At 71.2% G+C, this 15814-nt stretch carries 12 protein-coding genes and 3 tRNA genes; 9 read left to right on the top strand and 6 right to left on the bottom strand.

Translation table 11 applies throughout. The features are described from left to right. Positions 1-34 precede the first annotated feature (34 nt). The 6 genes from ssgD (at position 35) to ACZ69Q_RS04680 (ending at position 7800) form a co-directional block, all read left to right on the top strand. Positions 35-451 (top strand): spore wall synthesis regulator SsgD, encoded by a 417-nt coding sequence (ssgD, locus tag ACZ69Q_RS04705; protein WP_471036298.1) that lies wholly within the window; start codon positions 35-37, stop codon positions 449-451. Between the two features lie 314 nt (positions 452-765). Then, positions 766-2391 carry an ABC-F family ATP-binding cassette domain-containing protein gene (locus tag ACZ69Q_RS04700; protein WP_471036296.1) on the top strand — a complete coding sequence of 542 codons (1626 nt, stop codon included), beginning with the start codon at positions 766-768 and terminating at the stop codon, positions 2389-2391. 10 nt (positions 2392-2401) lie between these two features. Beyond that, complete coding sequence (locus ACZ69Q_RS04695) at positions 2402-4786, top strand: excinuclease ABC subunit UvrA (RefSeq protein ID WP_471036293.1); 2385 nt, start codon at positions 2402-2404, stop codon at positions 4784-4786. 101 nt (positions 4787-4887) lie between these two features. Then, positions 4888-5664 (top strand): dimethylargininase, encoded by a 777-nt coding sequence (ddaH, locus tag ACZ69Q_RS04690; RefSeq protein WP_471036290.1) that lies wholly within the window; start codon positions 4888-4890, stop codon positions 5662-5664. A 219-nt stretch (positions 5665-5883) separates the two neighbouring features. Further along, positions 5884-6858 (top strand): acyl-ACP desaturase, encoded by a 975-nt coding sequence (locus ACZ69Q_RS04685; protein ID WP_471036288.1) that lies wholly within the window; start codon positions 5884-5886, stop codon positions 6856-6858. A gap of 102 nt (positions 6859-6960) precedes the next feature. Beyond that, positions 6961-7800, top strand: coding sequence for a hypothetical protein (locus tag ACZ69Q_RS04680; RefSeq protein WP_471036285.1), 840 nt, complete (start codon positions 6961-6963; stop codon positions 7798-7800). A gap of 23 nt (positions 7801-7823) precedes the next feature. Here the strand turns inward: ACZ69Q_RS04680 and ACZ69Q_RS04675 are convergent. Beyond that, a tRNA-Trp gene (locus ACZ69Q_RS04675) sits at positions 7824-7899 on the bottom strand. An 89-nt stretch (positions 7900-7988) separates the two neighbouring features. Here ACZ69Q_RS04675 and ACZ69Q_RS04670 point away from each other — a divergent pair. Together ACZ69Q_RS04670 and ACZ69Q_RS04665 are read left to right on the top strand one after the other, a co-directional pair. Continuing rightward, positions 7989-9392, top strand: coding sequence for a DUF2201 family putative metallopeptidase (locus tag ACZ69Q_RS04670; RefSeq protein ID WP_471036283.1), 1404 nt, complete (start codon positions 7989-7991; stop codon positions 9390-9392). 102 nt (positions 9393-9494) lie between these two features. Then, a complete protein-coding gene (locus tag ACZ69Q_RS04665; protein ID WP_471040071.1) occupies positions 9495-11231 on the top strand; it encodes an ATP-binding protein in 1737 nt (578 codons plus the stop codon). Positions 11232-11309: 78 nt separating this feature from the next. On the opposite strand, the gene ACZ69Q_RS04660 is transcribed toward ACZ69Q_RS04665, so the two are convergent. The 5 genes from ACZ69Q_RS04660 to ACZ69Q_RS04640 all read right to left on the bottom strand — a co-directional run bounded on the left by ACZ69Q_RS04660 (position 11310) and on the right by ACZ69Q_RS04640 (position 14736). Further along, positions 11310-12542 carry a leucine-rich repeat domain-containing protein gene (locus ACZ69Q_RS04660; protein ID WP_471036279.1) on the bottom strand — a complete coding sequence of 411 codons (1233 nt, stop codon included), beginning with the start codon at positions 12540-12542 and terminating at the stop codon, positions 11310-11312. Continuing rightward, the gene (locus tag ACZ69Q_RS04655) at positions 12536-13891 is read right to left on the bottom strand and encodes an SDR family NAD(P)-dependent oxidoreductase (protein WP_471040068.1); all 1356 of its coding nucleotides are present in this window, start codon (positions 13889-13891) and stop codon (positions 12536-12538) included. Before ACZ69Q_RS04655 ends, ACZ69Q_RS04660 begins: the two co-directional genes overlap by 7 nt. 236 nt (positions 13892-14127) lie before the next feature. Next, positions 14128-14199, bottom strand: a tRNA-Glu gene (locus ACZ69Q_RS04650). Between the two features lie 10 nt (positions 14200-14209). Next, positions 14210-14283: transfer RNA gene (locus ACZ69Q_RS04645), tRNA-Gly, on the bottom strand. Positions 14284-14481: 198 nt separating this feature from the next. Then, positions 14482-14736 carry a WhiB family transcriptional regulator gene (locus ACZ69Q_RS04640; RefSeq protein WP_471036276.1) on the bottom strand — a complete coding sequence of 85 codons (255 nt, stop codon included), beginning with the start codon at positions 14734-14736 and terminating at the stop codon, positions 14482-14484. Between the two features lie 271 nt (positions 14737-15007). Here ACZ69Q_RS04640 and ACZ69Q_RS04635 point away from each other — a divergent pair, with 271 nt between their 5' ends. Next, a complete protein-coding gene (locus ACZ69Q_RS04635) occupies positions 15008-15799 on the top strand; it encodes a VOC family protein (protein ID WP_471040066.1) in 792 nt (263 codons plus the stop codon). Positions 15800-15814: the final 15 nt, after the last annotated feature.

Below are 15814 nucleotides of genomic sequence, written 5' to 3'. Positions count from 1 at the left end.
GATGTTGGTCCAGCCGTAACAAGGGAGCAAGGCGTTGTCCACCGTCATCGAGCAGCCCGTTGAGGCCCGTCTCGTCGCCGCCGCGCCGCGGATGCCGAGCATTCCAGCCACCCTGCAATACGACCGGCGCGACCCGTTCGCCGTCCGGATGACCTTCCCGGCCCCGGCCACCCTGGAGGGTGTCGAGGTCTGCTGGACCTTCAGCCGGGAACTGCTGCTGGCCGGCCTCGAAGGCCCCGAGGGCGACGGCGACGTCCGGGTACGGCCGTACGGCTTCGACCGCACCGTCCTGGAGTTCCACGCCCCCGAGGGCACCGCGGTCGTGCACATCCGCAGCGGTGAGGTGCGCCGCTTCCTGAAGTCGACGAGCGACCTGGTGCCGCTCGGTCTGGAGCACCTCCAGCTCGACCTGGACCGCGACCTGGCGGAGCTGATGCGGGACGCCTGCTGAGGCGCCCCGCCGGGCTCCCCCGCCCGCAAGGGCCGCGCACCGGGCCCGCCTAATCCCGTTGACACCGTCGCGGCTCCCTCGTACGGTGTATATCGGTCCTGTTGCCGTCGATTGGAGAAGGACGTTGCTCGTCTGAGGTCTGAGACACCGCGTCACACCTGAAGTGTGTGTACGCCGCGTGCGACCTCGGCGTTCGAGCCGTCCTCACGGAACAGGGCTTTTCTCATGCCCAGTGCCTCTCACCGCCCGTTGGTCGCCGGTGTCTCGATACGCGTTTGCCCCTGATCGTTTCGAGCAACCGCGGAGGCGCCCTTATGCCTACTTCCATTAGCTGTACCTCCCTCTCCTTCGCCTGGCCCGACGGCACCGCCGTCTTCGAGGGTCTGGACGTCGCGTTCGGTCCCGGCAGGACCGGGCTCGTCGGGATCAACGGGTCGGGAAAATCAACCCTGTTGAAGCTCATCGCCGGTGAGCTCGCCCAGGCCGACGGCGTCGTGCGCGTCGCGGGCGAGTTCGGCTACCTCCCGCAGAACGTCACCCTCGACACCGCCCTCAGGGTCGACGAGGCCCTCGGCATCGCCGCCAAGCGGGCCGCGCTGCACGCCATCGAGGCGGGCGACGTGGCCGAGGAGCACTTCGAGGCCGTCGGCGACGACTGGGACGTGGAGGAGCGCGCCCTCGCCACTCTCGGCGAACTCGGGCTCGGCCACGTCGAGTTGGACCGCACGATCGGCGAGGTGTCGGGCGGCGAGTCGGTGCTGCTGCGCCTGGCCGCGCTGCTGTTGCGCCGGCCCGACGTCCTGCTGCTGGACGAGCCCACCAACAACCTCGACCTGTACGCCCGCAGGCGGCTGTACTCGGCCGTCGAGTCCTGGCCGGGGGTGATGGTGGTGGTCAGTCACGACCGTGAACTCCTCGACCTGGTCGACCAGATCGCCGATCTGCGCTCCGGGGAGATCACCTGGTACGGCGGCAACTACTCGGCGTACGAGGAGGCGCTCGCCACCGAGCAGGAGGCGGCCGAGCGCATGGTGCGGGTCGCCGAGGCCGACCTGAAGAAGCAGAAGCGCGAACTGGTCGACGCCCAGGTCAAGTTGGCCCGCCGCAAGCGGTACGGCCAGAAGATGTGGGACCAGAAGCGCGAGCCGAAGATCGTCATGGGTGCGCGCAAGCGGTCGGCGCAGGAGTCCGCGGGCAAGCACCGGATCATGCACGAGGAGAAGCTCGCCGAGGCCAAGGACCGGCTCGACGAGGCGGTGGACGCCGTACGGGACGACGACGAGATCCGCGTCGACCTGCCGTACACGGCCGTACCGCCTGGCCGCAGCGTGCTCACGCTGCGCGACCTGGAAATGGTGTACGGCGCGCGGGTGGGCGGTGGTCTCGATCTGCACGGTCCGGAGCGGATCGCGCTGATCGGGCGCAACGGCTCGGGCAAGACGACGCTGCTGCGGACGATCGCCGGCGAGCTGGCGCCGGTGGCGGGCGAGGCGACGGCACATGTGCCGCTGCGCTTCCTGCCGCAGCGGCTGGACGTTCTCGACGGTGAGCTGTCGGTCGCCGAGAACGTGGCCCGGTTCGCGCCGGGCGCCACCAACAACCGGATCCGGGCGCGGCTGGCCCGCTTCCTGTTCCGGGGTGCCCGAGCCGACCAGCAGGCGGCGACACTCTCGGGCGGCGAACGCTTCCGTGCGGCGCTGGCCGCGCTGATGCTGGCCGAGCCCGCGCCGCAGTTGCTGATGCTGGACGAGCCGACGAACAACCTGGACATGGCGAGCGTGCGGCAGCTCACCACGGCCCTGGAGTCGTACGAGGGCGCGCTGATCGTGGCCAGCCACGACCTGCCGTTCCTGGAGTCGATCGGCATCACGCGCTGGCTGATGGTGGAGGAGGGAGAACTGAAGGAAATCACGCCAGAAGCTGTCGGGTATCCGGCCTAGCTTCGGGGGCATGCCCGATTTCACACCGCAGTTCATCACCATCACCGGAGCCAGGGAGAACAACCTCAAGGACGTCACGCTCCGCATCCCGAAAGGCCGGCTGACCGTGTTCACCGGCGTTTCGGGATCGGGGAAGTCCTCGATCGTCTTCGACACGATCGCGGTGGAGTCGCAGCGCCAACTGAACGAGACCTTCACCTGGTTCGTGCGCAACCGGCTGCCGAAGTACGAGCGCCCGCACGCGGAGGAGCTGCTGGACCTCTCCCCCGCGATCGTCGTCGACCAGCGGCCGATCGGGGGCCACTCCCGGTCCACGGTCGGCACGATGACCGACATCTACTCGGTGATGCGGGTGCTGTTCTCCCGGCACGGCACGCCGAGCGCCGGGCCGGCGACCGCGTACTCGTTCAACGACCCTGCCGGTATGTGCCCCGAGTGCGACGGCCTGGGCCGGACGGTACGGCCGGACTGGGACCGCATCCTCGACCCGGACCGTTCGCTCGCCGACGGGGCGGTCCGCTTCCCGCCGTTCGCCGCGGGGACCTGGCAGGGGCAGGCGTACACCAACAGCGCCGACCTCGATCCGCACACACCCGTCGGCCGGTTCACGCCCGCCGAGCGGGAGTTCCTGATGCGCGGCCGCCCCGGCAGCAAGGTCACCGTCAACGGCACGGGCGGCACCTGGACCACCGACTACGAGGGCCTCGCCACCCGCTTCGAGCGGCTGTACCTGAAGCGGGACCTGTCGGCGATGAGCCAGAAGACCCGCGACCTGGTGCGCGAGTACCTCGTGGAGGGCACCTGCCCGGTCTGCGACGGGGCCCGTCTGAACGCGGCGGCGCTCGCGACCAGGATCAACGGCCTGGGCATCGCCGACTGCACGCGTATGCAGATCACCGACCTGATCACCGCGCTGGGGGACATCGACGACCCGGTCGCCGGCCCCATCGCCCGGGCCGCCGTGACCGCCCTCGAACGCATCGACGCCATCGGTCTCGGCTACCTCAGCCTCGACCGCGAGACGGCCACCCTCTCCGGCGGCGAGGGGCAGCGCCTGAAGACCGTGCGCCACCTGGGCTCCAGCCTCACCGGAATGACGTACATCTTCGACGAGCCCAGCGTCGGACTGCACCCGCGCGACGTCGGCCGGCTCGGCGATCTGCTGCTGCGGTTGCGCGACAAGGGCAACACCGTGCTGGTGGTCGAGCACGACCCGGACGTCATCGCGCTCGCCGATCATGTCGTCGACATGGGGCCGCGGGCCGGCGCGGACGGCGGACGGGTCGTGTTCGAGGGCACGCCGGACGAGCTCGCCGGGTCCGGCACCGTGACCGGGCGGTGCCTGCGGCGCCGTACGGTGCTCAAGGAGGCGGTGCGGGCGGCGCGCGGCGGGCTGTGGGTGAAGGACGCCGACCGGCACAACCTGCGGGAGGTGACGGTCGAGTTCCCGACCGGGGTGCTCACCGTGGTGACCGGGGTCGCCGGATCCGGCAAGAGCACACTGGTCGGAGAGTTCACCGCCGCCCACCCCGACGCGGTGGTCGTGGACCAGTCGTCGATCGGGATCTCCGGGCGGTCGACCCCGGCGACGTACCTGGGGATCATGGACACGGTACGGAAGATCTTCGCGCGCGGGACGGGCGCCCAGGCGGGCCTGTTCAGCTTCAACTCGTCCGGCGCCTGTGGCACCTGCGCGGGCCGCGGGATCATCTACACCGACCTCGCCTTCATGGATCCGGTGACCACGACCTGTCACGACTGCGAGGGGCGCCGCTTCAAGGACGAGGTGCTGCGGCTGACCGTGGACGGGAACTCCATCGCGGACGTTCTGGCGATGACGGCCGACCAGGCGCTGGATGCCTTCGAGGACAAGGGCGTACGACGGCGCCTGTGCGCGCTGCGGGACGTGGGGCTGACGTACCTCACCCTCGGGCAGCCGCTGTCCACGCTCTCCGGCGGGGAACGGCAGCGCATCAAGCTGGCGACGCGGCTGCACCAGGAGCCGGAGGGGGGCGCCGGTGTCGAGAGTTCGAGCGCTCGGAGGCCCGAAGGGCCGGGCACGGTCGAGCTCTCGACACCGGCTGGAGCGCCCCGGAGGCGACGCAACAAGAACAGCACCGGAGCGGTGTACGTCCTCGACGAGCCGACGACCGGGCTGCACATGTCGGACGTCGAGGGGCTGCTCGGTCTGCTGGACCGGCTGGTCGACGCGGGCAACACCGTGGTGGTCGTCGAGCACGACCTGGACGTGGTGGCGCACGCCGACTGGATCATCGACCTGGGTCCGGACGGCGGCCGCGACGGTGGCCGGGTGGTCTTCGAGGGAACGCCACGAGAGCTCCTCGAAGACCGCGACTCCTTCACCGCGGCGCATCTCAGGAGGGCCACAGCCTGACCGCGAGGGTTTTCTACGGGCGGGTAGGCCCTGCATCATGGCGGGTCGGTGGCCCATGCATCATGGGCGCCGAAACCTGCCACCGATCCGGAGATCCCGTCGTGCCCAGCAAGAAGGCCCTCATCCGCCGCCCGAGCCCGCGCCTCGCCGAAGGGCTGGTCACGCACGTCGAGCGGGAGAAGGTCGACGTCGATCTCGCGGTCGAGCAGTGGGAGGCGTACACGGAGGCGCTGCGCACGCACGGCTGGGAGACGATCGAGGTCGACCCGGCCGACGACTGCCCCGACTCGGTGTTCGTCGAGGACACGGTCGTCATGTACCGCAACGTCGCCCTGATAGCCCGCTCGGGCGCCGAGTCCCGGCGCGGCGAGACCGAGGGCGTCGAGGAGGCCGTGGCCTCGCTCGGCTGCTCCGTGAACTGGATCTGGGAGCCGGGCACGCTGGACGGCGGCGACGTCCTGAAGGTCGGCGACACGATCTACGTCGGCCGGGGCGGGCGTACCAACGCGGCCGGCGTCCAGCAGCTCCGGGCCGCGTTCGAGCCGCTGGGGGCGCGGGTGGTCGCCGTCCCCGTGAGCAAGGTGCTGCACCTGAAGTCGGCGATCACGGCGCTGCCGGACGGAACGATTCTGGGCCGTATCCCGCAGTTGGACGTCCCGTCGCTGTTCCCGCGCTTCCTGCCGGTGCCGGAGGAGTCCGGGGCGCACGTCGTGCTGCTCGGCGGCGACAAGCTGCTCCTGGCGGCGAGCGCGCCCAAGACGGCGGAGCTGCTCTCCGACCTCGGCCACGAGACCGTACTGGTCGACATCAGCGAGTTCGAGAAGCTCGAAGGATGTGTGACTTGCCTCTCGGTGCGAATGCGGGAACTGTACGCCTGACCGGCTGAGCCGATCGCCTTTTCAGCCCGGGACCTGCGAGTCCTGGCGCTGCGCACAGCCCTGTGAACTTCCGGCGGAACGCTGGCTGATCAGCGGTCTTTACACCGCTCTTACCCTACGGCTTCGTAACCTACGGGTTCGTAGCCTACGATCCCGTAGGTTCCGGCAACCGCTCGCCGGTCACCTTTTTCCTGTGTTGCGCGTCCCCCTGGAGTTCCCGTGACGATCACTTCCCCGCACCTCGGCAGCTCTGCCGTCTGGACCGACGCCCGTCTGCTGCACGCGCTGGAGGAAGTGGTCGAGAAGGAACTCAACCGGCATCTGAAGGTCGCCAAGGACTGGATGCCGCACGAGTACGTCCCGTGGTCGGACGCCCGCAACTTCCCGGGCTTCTTCGAGGACGGCGAGGCCTGGGACAAGGAGCAGTCCAAGGTCACCGAGATCGGCCGGATCGCCCTGGTGGTCAACCTCCTCACCGAGGACAACCTGCCCAGCTACCACCACGAGATCGCCTCGCTCTTCGGCCGTGACGGCGCCTGGGGCACCTGGGTGCACCGCTGGACGGCCGAGGAGGGCCGCCACGGCATCGTGATGCGCGACTACCTGCTCGCCTCGCGCGCGGTGGACCCGGACAAGCTGGAACAGTTCCGCATGGCCCACATGAGCGAGGGCTTCGAGTCGGACAACGGGCACTCCATGCTGCACTCGGTCGCCTACGTCTCCTTCCAGGAGCTCGCGACCCGCATCTCGCACCGCAACACCGGCCACCAGTCCGGCGACCCGCTCTGCGACCGCATGCTCGCGCGCATCGCGACCGACGAGAACCTCCACATGATCTTCTACCGGAACCTGCTGAAGGCCGCGTTCGAGATCGCCCCCGACCTCACCATGCAGGCGGTCCGCGACGTCGTGGTCAACTTCCGCATGCCCGGCCACGGCATCCCCGGCTTCGAGCGGGCCGCCGCCCAGATGGCCATCGGCGAGGTGTACAACATGCGCATCCACCACGACGACGTCCTCGAGCCGGTCCTGCGCTTCCTGAAGGTCATGGAGATCGACGGCCTGGGCCCGGAGGGCCAGAAGGCCCAGGAGGAGCTGGGGCTGTTCATGGGCGGTCTGAACGCCGAGGCCCTGAAGTTCGACGAGAAGCTGGCCGCGCGCAAGGCTCGCATGGCGGCACGGGCGGCCGGCTGACCGCCGGCCCCCACGGTCACCGACGGCCGGCCCGCCGTTAAGCGGGCCGGCCGTCGCTTTTTCGTATGCGCGTCCGCCCTGGCCTGCGGCATCATGCACGCCATGCGTGAGAACAGCGGGGTGGAGCAGGCCGTCGGCTTCCTGCTCCAACTGGTCGATGCGGAGACCGCCGAGCGGGTCCGGGCGCGCACCGGGCTGCCCGGGCCCGAGGACCCGGCCGTGTCCCGGCGCCGACTGGCGCGCGCGTGGACGTGGGCCCGGCGTCTGCCGTCCTCCGTGGCGCTGTGGATCCTGGAGAACGACGATCCGGCGCTCAACGGCGTGGTGTGGCACTACATCGCCGCCGACGCGGGATTGCGCCGGGCGGTCGCCCGTGGCGTGCCCTTCGGGCAGGGCCGCACCGATCCCCTGCCCGTCGACCGGGTCCTGCGGGAGCAGGAGCCCGAAGTGCCCGACAGCTACGTCCGCCACGGCCTCGTCGGCGCGCTGCGCGCCGTCACGTCGATGGGCCAGGGGCGCGCCGCCGCGTCCATGGTGCTGACGGCCGACGACTGGTGGACGGTCGCGGAGGCGGACCTCGACCGCCCGCTGCCCGGCTACGCCCGCTGGGCGCTCGCCGTGCGTCCGGACTGCCCGCCTGAGGTGCGCGAAGGGTTCGGCTCACATGCCAAGTTCGCCCATCGCGTGCGTACGGCGGGCATCATCGACGGTCCGGCCGAGTACGCGACGGGCCACGGACCCGCCGTCGACGTCCTGGAGGTCCTGGCGATGGGGCACCTGCTGTTCCCCTCGCGCGTCCACGAGGCGCAGGACGCCCTGCGCCCGCTCGTGCGGGACCACTTGGGCGAGCGTGAGGAGGCCTGGGCGGTGCTGGCGCAGCTCATGGAGACGTTCCACGGGAGGACGCCGGAGCTGGTGATGACGGCGGGTGCGATCGCCTGACGTCGGACTCCCGGGCGTAAGGGGGCGGGGCGGCTGGATTCGAACCAGCGTGTTCTGGTTTTGGAGACCGGTGCGCCTGCCTCTGCGCTACGACCCCGCCCTTGATCCCCGAGCGTAATGCGTTGGCCCGTTGTCAGTGGGCGCTGCTACCAATGAGGTCCGGGGGAAATTCGGTACGGGGGCTCGGTATGACGTACGGAGAGCGGGGACGGCGTGCCCCGGTGGTCGACCTCGCCGACCGCAGGGCGCTGGAGCGGTACCGGCCGGCCGACCCGGACGTGATCGAACGGGCACGCCGGCTCAAGGAGGCCGCGCTGCTGGACTTCGGCCTGACCGAGTCGGCGGTGGCGTCCTGGCTGTACGCGAAGTGCCACCACCAGATCCCGACGACGGCCGTGGACACGGCGGCCGTGGTGGCCTCCGGCGACGGCACCTGCCTGCTGCTCTACAACCCCCACTTCTTCGTCCGACTCGGCCTGGACGGCGTGAAGTTCGTGCTGTTCCACGAGGCCCGCCATCTCGTGCACCGGCATCTGTTCACCGACCCGGAGCTGCGTGAGGACCCGGTGTTCGAGCTGGCCTGCGAGGTCTCCATCAACCACGTGGCACTGATCCGGCTCGGCAGAGGGCAACTGCCGCTGCTGGACGGCCGGCCGACGGGCGTCGACCCGCGCGAGGTCCACGACGCCTACCGTGCGGACCTGACGGCGCACGGCCTGGAGCCGGTGCCGTACGAGACGTTCACGGAGACGGACATGCGGGTCTACGGCGAGCTGAAGCGCATGCACCGCCCGCCGGTGCCGGCGCGACGCCTGTGCGTGCATCTGCTGGACGGCGCTGTCCCCGCCGACCAGGAGACCGTGGACGGGGCGGCCTCCTCGGCCCTGCTCAACGCCCTGCTCACGGCTCGGCGCGGACACGCGGGCGCGGAGCGGGAGTTGCTGGAGCTGATGGGCCGCAGCGAAGAGGGCAATCCCCGGGCCGCAAAGCTCTGGGGGAACCTCGGCGCGGGCGCCCTGCGCGGCGAGACGACGCGCACCCGCACGGTCGACTGGTGGCAGCGCTGGCTGGTCGACGTGCTCGGCTCGAAGCTGCGCGACGGCGAGCGGCTGGTGTACCCGAAGAAGCGGGGCGCGCTGCTCGCGGCACTCGGCCAGGACCCGATGCTCGCGCGGCGCGGCCCGGTGCGGGACAAGGTGCTCGTCATCGCGTACGACACCTCGGGCTCGATGCCGGCCCGTGTGATCACCTGGCTCACCGAACTGGTGGGCCGTATCGACGGCGTGGAGGCGCACTGGCTGTCCTTCGACGCCGTGGTGATGCCGTTCGCGCCGGGCGAGCGGGTGTACGGCGGAGGCGGCACGAGCTTCCGGGTGGTCGCCGACTACGTGGAGGGGCGCACGGAGGTGAACGGACGGCGGTTGGACGTCGTGCCGGACGCGGTCGTCGTCCTCACCGACGGATACGCGCCGCCGATCACTCCCGCCGAGCCGGAGAAGTGGATCTGGCTGATCACCGAGGGCGGCAGCGAGTGGCCCGAGACGCACCACCCGGCGATGGACTGCCATCGCGTCACGACAGGAACCCGGTAGATGACCACGCAAGCACGGCGGACGGACGTGTCCGGGGAGGACTCCACCCGGGGCGGGGGCCATCCGGCCGACCGGTCCCACCTGGAGTCCTTCATCGACGCGATGATCGACATGGGGCAGACCGGGCAGATCTTCGGCGAGCACGGCATCGGCAAGACGGCGACGTTCTTCACGCACATCGCCCGCGCCCACGAGGGCACCGAGCTGGTGTACGTCCCGGCGGCGAACCTGACGCCGGACGATCTGCTCGTCAACGCGCCGGTGCGTGACACGCACACCGGTGAACTCGTGCTGCGCCAACTGGTGATGAGCCGGCTCAAGCCGGGCAGGCCGTTCGTGCTGCTGATCGACGACTCGCTCCAGGCGGGCGACACGATCCAGTCGCAGCTCATGCAGATCGCCTGCAACTGGACGCTCGGCGAGCACGATCTGCGGGCGCTGGGCTGCGTGGGCGTGTTCCTCACCGACAACGAGTCGCCGGCCGAGACGTCGGCACGGCGCAGCGACCTCGCGCTGCTGGACCGCATGGTCACGATGCGGATCACGGCGAACGACACGGCCTGGCGGCGGCATCTGGCCGCCAAGTACCGCCCGTGGGACCTGCGCCCGGTGTTCTCGCTCTGGGCCTCGCTGTCCCCGGCCCTGCGCGAACTGCTGTCCCCGCGCACCCTGGACCACATCCTGGCCAACGCCAAGGAGGGCTTCCCGCTCCGCTGGGGCCTGCCCCTGGTCGACGGGGAGCGGCTGCGGCTGGCCGAGCCGGGCCCGGACGGCAGGCCCGGTCAGAACCGCACGGCGGAGATCCTGGACCGCATCGCCGAGGCCCTGGGCGCGCCCAACCCGGCAGCCGTCCCCGATCCGGTACGGCAGGTGGTCCGGGCGGCCCTGCGCAACCGCTGGACCGTGCTGCTGCAAGGCCCTCCGGGCTGCGGCAAGACGGAGCTGGTGCGGGAGACGGTGCGCGAGGGCCTGGGCCGCGACGCGCTGTACTTCTCGCTGCCGGTGACGAACGTCGAGGATCTGTGCGCGCCGGTCCCGTCTGCCGACGGGACCCTGGACAACCTGCTCGCGGCGAAGTTCACCGGGCCGGAGCCCAAGGCGATCGTGTGGGACGAGTACAACCGCCCCAAGGACAAGGCGGCGTTCGCCAAGCTCATGGAGATCACCCAGGAGTGGTCGCTGGCGGGCCGGCGCATAGCCGACCTGCGGGCCCAGATCGCCGTCCAGAATCCGCCGTACCACCTGGGCCGCAAGCTGCTGGTCGCTCGGAACAACATCGCCCAGGCGACCCGGTTCACGGCGTCCCTGGAGGTGCGGCCCGAGGACATCCCGGCGAACGAGTGGCTGCTCGCGCGCTACGGCCAGGACGCCGAGACGGTGCTCGAGTGGTGGAAGCACGACATCGACGACGACGGCCGCGCCTGGATCACCAAGCGCACCCTCGAACGGCTCATCAAGCTGCACCGGCGGGGCCTGCCCCTGGAGATGGCCACCGTCTACCTGGGCGACGGCGAGTACGCCCCGGTGCCCCTGACAGCCCTCATGGACCGTTTCAAGGGCCGCCCGGTCACGGGCCTGCGCGAGCTGGCCCGTGACGTGGACGCCTGGGAGTCCCGTCTGCGCCGCGCCGCCGAGGCCTCGGACGAGGGCGCGGACGACACGGACGTGGTCCATCAGATCCTGGCCAACGCGGAACTGTCCCAGCTCAGGAAGCACCGATCGGTGGTGACCCGCCTGGTGGCCCTGCTGCCACCGAAACTGCGGGCCACGTATCTGGTGGGGGCGTCGGAGCGGCAGCAGCGGTTCTGGACGGAGGTGTTCGTGGGGATGCGGCGGTGAGATGACGGGGCGGTCCGGCCGGCGCCGCTCAGGGCGGGCCCGCGTCCTTCAGTCCGTCCGGCGTTCGAGGAACCCTCGTCAGCCACCCGGCGACGGCGGAGCCGTCCGGTGCACGCTGCGCACGGCGGCCACGTCGGCCGGAACCGCCGGCGGAGGAACACGCGCGCTCAGCACCTCCAGCCGCCGCTTGATACTCGCGGCAATCCCCTGCCCCAGCACGAACCGGGTGGCCGTAGCGGCATTCGGCGCGGTGTCGAGCAACCGGTGGGCCTCCCGGCTGCGCATACCGGTGTGGACCAGCACCAGATGGGACAGCCGATGCTCCCGCCTCGCCAGCACCTGCGCCATCGCCTCGGCAGCGGCAAGGTCGACCCGGTTGTCCGCCGCCCCGAGCACCGCGGCCGCCCGCACCCGCCCGAGGTCCAGCAGGGTGACGCCGGAAGCGGTCGCCGCCGTCACCAGTCGGGCCGCCGCCCGCGGCCCGATGCCGTTGCTGGCGAGGGACAACCGGGTGAGCCGCCCGTACGGTGCCCGCTCCAGAGCGTCGGCGAGGCGCAGCGCCCCAGCGTCCCCCAGCTTCGCAGCGGACACGTACAGCTCATCGACCGCGCCCGCCTCGACCACCGCGGCCAGTGCCCGCGCTCCGGCCTCCCCCAGCGGATTCCCGCCGACGAAGAGCCGCTCGATCCGCCGACCGTTCCCGTCGGCGGCCAGCACCGCGTCGGCCAAAGCGGTGACGGCGCCCGCGTCGAGCCCGGTCTGCACGAGGTCGAGCGTGCGCAACGACCGTACCGACTCGATGAGTTCGGCGGCGGCCCGCCCTCCCCTGCTGCCCAGCGGATTCCGCTTGAGCCAGACACCGGTCAGCGCCTGCGGCGACGCCCGCAGCCGGTCGGCGATCCGGCAGGCCCCGCCCGCGGTGATCCCGTTGCAGCCGAGGTACAGCGTCTCCACGTCCGTGGCGGCTGCGGCCACCGCGGCGGCGCCTTCGTCGCCCAGCCCGTCGGTGCCGAGCAGCAGATGCCGTACCGGAGACGGCCCCACGGCCAGCGCGTCCGCGACGAGCGCGGCGCCCTCGGCGCCCAGCCCCTGCTTGCACAGGTCGAGCCGCCCGTCGGGCAGCGCCGTACCCGCGGCGAAGTCCAGCCGCTGCCCGGCGGGGCGCCCGGCGCGCAGCCAGTCCAGCAGCGGTCCGAGTTCCACGGTCGGGCGCGGCACGACGGACGGCACCCCGGCGAAGGCGGCCGGCGCCGCCGCCTCGACCGCCGGTCCCTCTGCCTGCACCGACCGTCCGGCCTCGTCGCTCACCACGCCGCCTCCCGGTAGTCCTTCAGGAATACCCCGGACACCGGCTCCCCCACCTCGCCCCGCACGATCGGGTCGTACACCCGCGCCGCCCCGTCCACGATGTCCAGCGGCGTACGGAAGCCGGCCCCGGCCATGCGTGCCTTCTTCGGCGCGGGGTTCTCGTCGGTGATCCAGCCGGTGTCGACGGCGCACATGTGCACGCCCTGCTCGGCGAGTTCGGCGGCGCTGGTGCGGGTGAGCATGTTGAGGGCGGCCTTGGCCATGTTGGTGTGCGGATGCCCCGCCATCTTGTTGCGGACGGCGAAACGCCCCTCCACCGCGGTCACGTTGACGACGTAGCGCCGTGGGTGCGGCGAGGCCAGCAGCAGCGGCAGCAGCCGGTCGCACAGCAGCGCGGGCGCGAGGGCGTTGACGAGCTGGGTCTCCAGCACCTCGGCGGGGTCGAGTTCGCCGAGCCGCGCCGACCAGGAGTTCTCCGGGGACGGGTCGGGCAGCAGCCCGGCCTCGTCGGCCTCGCGCAGGGCGACGGGCAGGGAGGCGGCACCGCTCTCCAGCATCCGCGTCGGCGTGAACCCGGGCGCCCGCCGAGCGCCCTCGGGCAGCGCGTCGTACTCCCCGGCGGCCAGCAGGGCGTAGGACTCCACGGGCCGCCGTACCGTCTGCGCGGCGTTGTTGACGAGGATGTCCAGCGGCTCGCCTTCGCGTCGCAACTCCTCGCAGAGCCCCAGGACCTGGCGCGGGTCGCGCAGGTCGACGGCGACGACGGTGAGCCGGTCCAGCCACTTCTCGCTGCCGGGCGCCTCCCGGAATCGGCGCACGGTGTCGTGCGGGAAGCGGCTGGTCACCAGCAGCTCGGCGCCGTCCCGCAGCATCATCAGGGCCAGTTGGAACCCGATCTTCACCCGGCCGCCGGTGACCAGTGCCCTGCGCCCGCTCAGGTCGGTGCTCAGGGCGCGCCGGGACCTGTTGTCGGCGGCGCACCGCGGGCACAGCCGGTGATAGAAGGAGTCGACCTGTCGATAGGACGACTTGCAGACGTAGCAACCTCGCGGCCTGCGATAAACGCCCGCGTCGCCCGGCGCCTCCTGGACAGAGGCAGGCACAGGGAGCGGCGCGTCCTCGCGCCTGTCCACAGCGCCCGTCGAGGTCGCGGCCATCACCGCCGCGTCGGCCGCCGACGCCTGTGCGTCCCGCACCTTGCGCCGGCGCAGCCGTCCGTCCCGGGCGAAGGACGCGGCGACCTGCTCGGCCCGCAGCCGTACCGGGTCGTCCGCGGGCAGCGCGCGCAGCCGTCCGACCGTACGGTGAAAGGCGGCGAGCTCCTCCTGAGTGATGCCGGAGTCCGAGCCGATGCCGGAGTCCGAGCCGATGCCGGAGCCCGAGCCGATGCCGGAGCCCGAGCCGATGCCGGAGCCCGAGCCGATGCCGGAGCCCGAGCCGATGCCGGAGCCCGAGCCGATGCCGGAGTCCGAGCCGATGCCGGAGCCCGTGCTGATGCCGGAGCCGATACCGGTGCCGCTCGCGTCGCCCGTCATTCCCGCCCCGAATCCCCGCCCGTGCCCTGTGTCCCGCACTCCGTGCCGGTGTGGGGCCCCGGCCGGATTCGAACCGGCGTATCCGCCTTGAGAGGGCGGCGAGTCTGCCTCTGCTCTACAGGGCCCACGGACGCAGCCCGGGGATCGGATTCGAACCGATGTCTTTCGCCTGGGCAAGGCGAGTGCGCCTGCCTCTGCGCTACCCCGGGTGCGCTCCCGGATCCTAACCGCCGGCGTGCGGCGCTCCGCACCGATTTACGCGCCGCGATGCAGCGGTGCACGCAGGGGGTGCACACCGTCGCGCGGACCCATGAGGGGCGGTTCTACGAGGTCATGCGGCGATCTGCGCCCGCTCGTCGACCTGTTCGGCGGAGGCGGCTCGCCGCGACGGACCTGGCGCCTGCCGGTCAGCGTGACGTGCGCCTGATCTCCAGGCGCTCCTTCTCCGACAGGCCGCCCCAGACGCCGAAGCGCTCGTCGTTGTCGAGGGCGTACTCCAGGCAGGCGGAGCGGATCGGGCACATGCCGCAGATCCGCTTCGCCTCCCGGACGGAGCTTCCTGGTTCGGGGAAGAAGAAGTCCGCCCCGGTCTGTGCGCACAACGCCTCCTCCTGCCAGGCCAGGTCGGGCGAGGTGATCATCGTGATCGTGTCGGTGTGCATGCGCAGGATCGTGCCGGTCGGCGAAAAACGTTCGATCAACGCGGGATCAACGCCGCGTCGCAGGGCCCCCGGCCGACCCGATGGTCCCCTTCGTTTCGCCGCGGCGCACGGCGGCGCGCGGAGCCGGAAGAAAACAACGAGAAGCTCGACCGTCACTGACAGTGACCGGAATCGGAGGTCCCGGCAGACGGCGGCGTTCCGGCAGCGATTGTCAGTGGGCGGTGCAAGACTCGGCAGTGCAGACAGCGGGACCCTTCCGAGGAGGGCGATGATGCTCACCACCCGTTTCGTCACCGGCGCGCCGAACTGGATCGACGTCGGCACACCCGACATCGGTGGCGCCGGTTACTTCTACGGCGGTCTGTTCGGCTGGCGGTTCCAGCCGGGCGGGCCCGAGACCGGCGGTTACGGCCTCTTCCAGCTCGACGGGAAGACGGTGGCCGGCGGTATGCAGACCACCGAGGAGCAGGGTCCGCCGTCCTGGACGGTGTACTTCCAGACGCCGGACACGGACGCCACGGCGAAGGCGGCCGAGCAGGCGCACGGCTCGGTGCTGATGCAGCCCCTGGACGTGATGGATATGGGCCGCATGGCCATCCTCGCCGACAAGTCGGGCGTGTCTTTCGGCCTGTGGCAGCCCGGCACCAACAAGGGCCTCGACGTCGTCCAGGAGCCCGGTTCGCTGTGCTGGCTGGAGCTGTACACGACGGACGTGCCGGCCGCGGCGGGGTTCTACAACGCGACGCTCGGCTTGGAGACCTTCGCCCTCGACTTCTACGGCGGCACGTACACGACGTTCAGCCCGGCCGGTCAGGGTGAGGACGCCATGTTCGGCGGTGTCGTCGACAAGGCGGACGACCCGGCGGAGGCGCAGGGCCCTGCCTACTGGCTGCCGTACTTCGAGGTCGCCGACACGGACGCGACACTCGCGAGGGCCCAGGAGCTGGGCGGCACGGTCCGCATGCCCGCCACGGATCTGCCGGACGTGGGCCGTATCGCCAAGCTCACCGACCCCTACGGCGCCCGCTTCGCGGTGATCAAGAGCGCGCCCGCACGGAGCTGACGAGCGCCGCCGGGC

Source organism: Streptomyces sp. NPDC036764, assembly GCF_055609385.1.
This window is presented reverse-complemented; position numbering and strand designations above follow the sequence as displayed.

Excerpts from the sequence above, each read along its gene's own strand:
- ACZ69Q_RS04640 (WP_471036276.1), bottom strand. The coding sequence starts at position 14,736 with ATGCACACCGACACGATCACGATGATCACCTCGCCCGACCTGGCCTGG.
- ACZ69Q_RS04670 (WP_471036283.1), top strand. The coding sequence starts at position 7,989 with ATGACGTACGGAGAGCGGGGACGGCGTGCCCCGGTGGTCGACCTCGCC.
- ACZ69Q_RS04695 (WP_471036293.1), top strand. The coding sequence starts at position 2,402 with ATGCCCGATTTCACACCGCAGTTCATCACCATCACCGGAGCCAGGGAG.
- ACZ69Q_RS04680 (WP_471036285.1), top strand. The coding sequence starts at position 6,961 with ATGCGTGAGAACAGCGGGGTGGAGCAGGCCGTCGGCTTCCTGCTCCAA.
- ACZ69Q_RS04665 (WP_471040071.1), top strand. The coding sequence starts at position 9,495 with ATGATCGACATGGGGCAGACCGGGCAGATCTTCGGCGAGCACGGCATC.
- ACZ69Q_RS04700 (WP_471036296.1), top strand. The coding sequence starts at position 766 with ATGCCTACTTCCATTAGCTGTACCTCCCTCTCCTTCGCCTGGCCCGAC.
- ACZ69Q_RS04635 (WP_471040066.1), top strand. The coding sequence starts at position 15,008 with ATGCTCACCACCCGTTTCGTCACCGGCGCGCCGAACTGGATCGACGTC.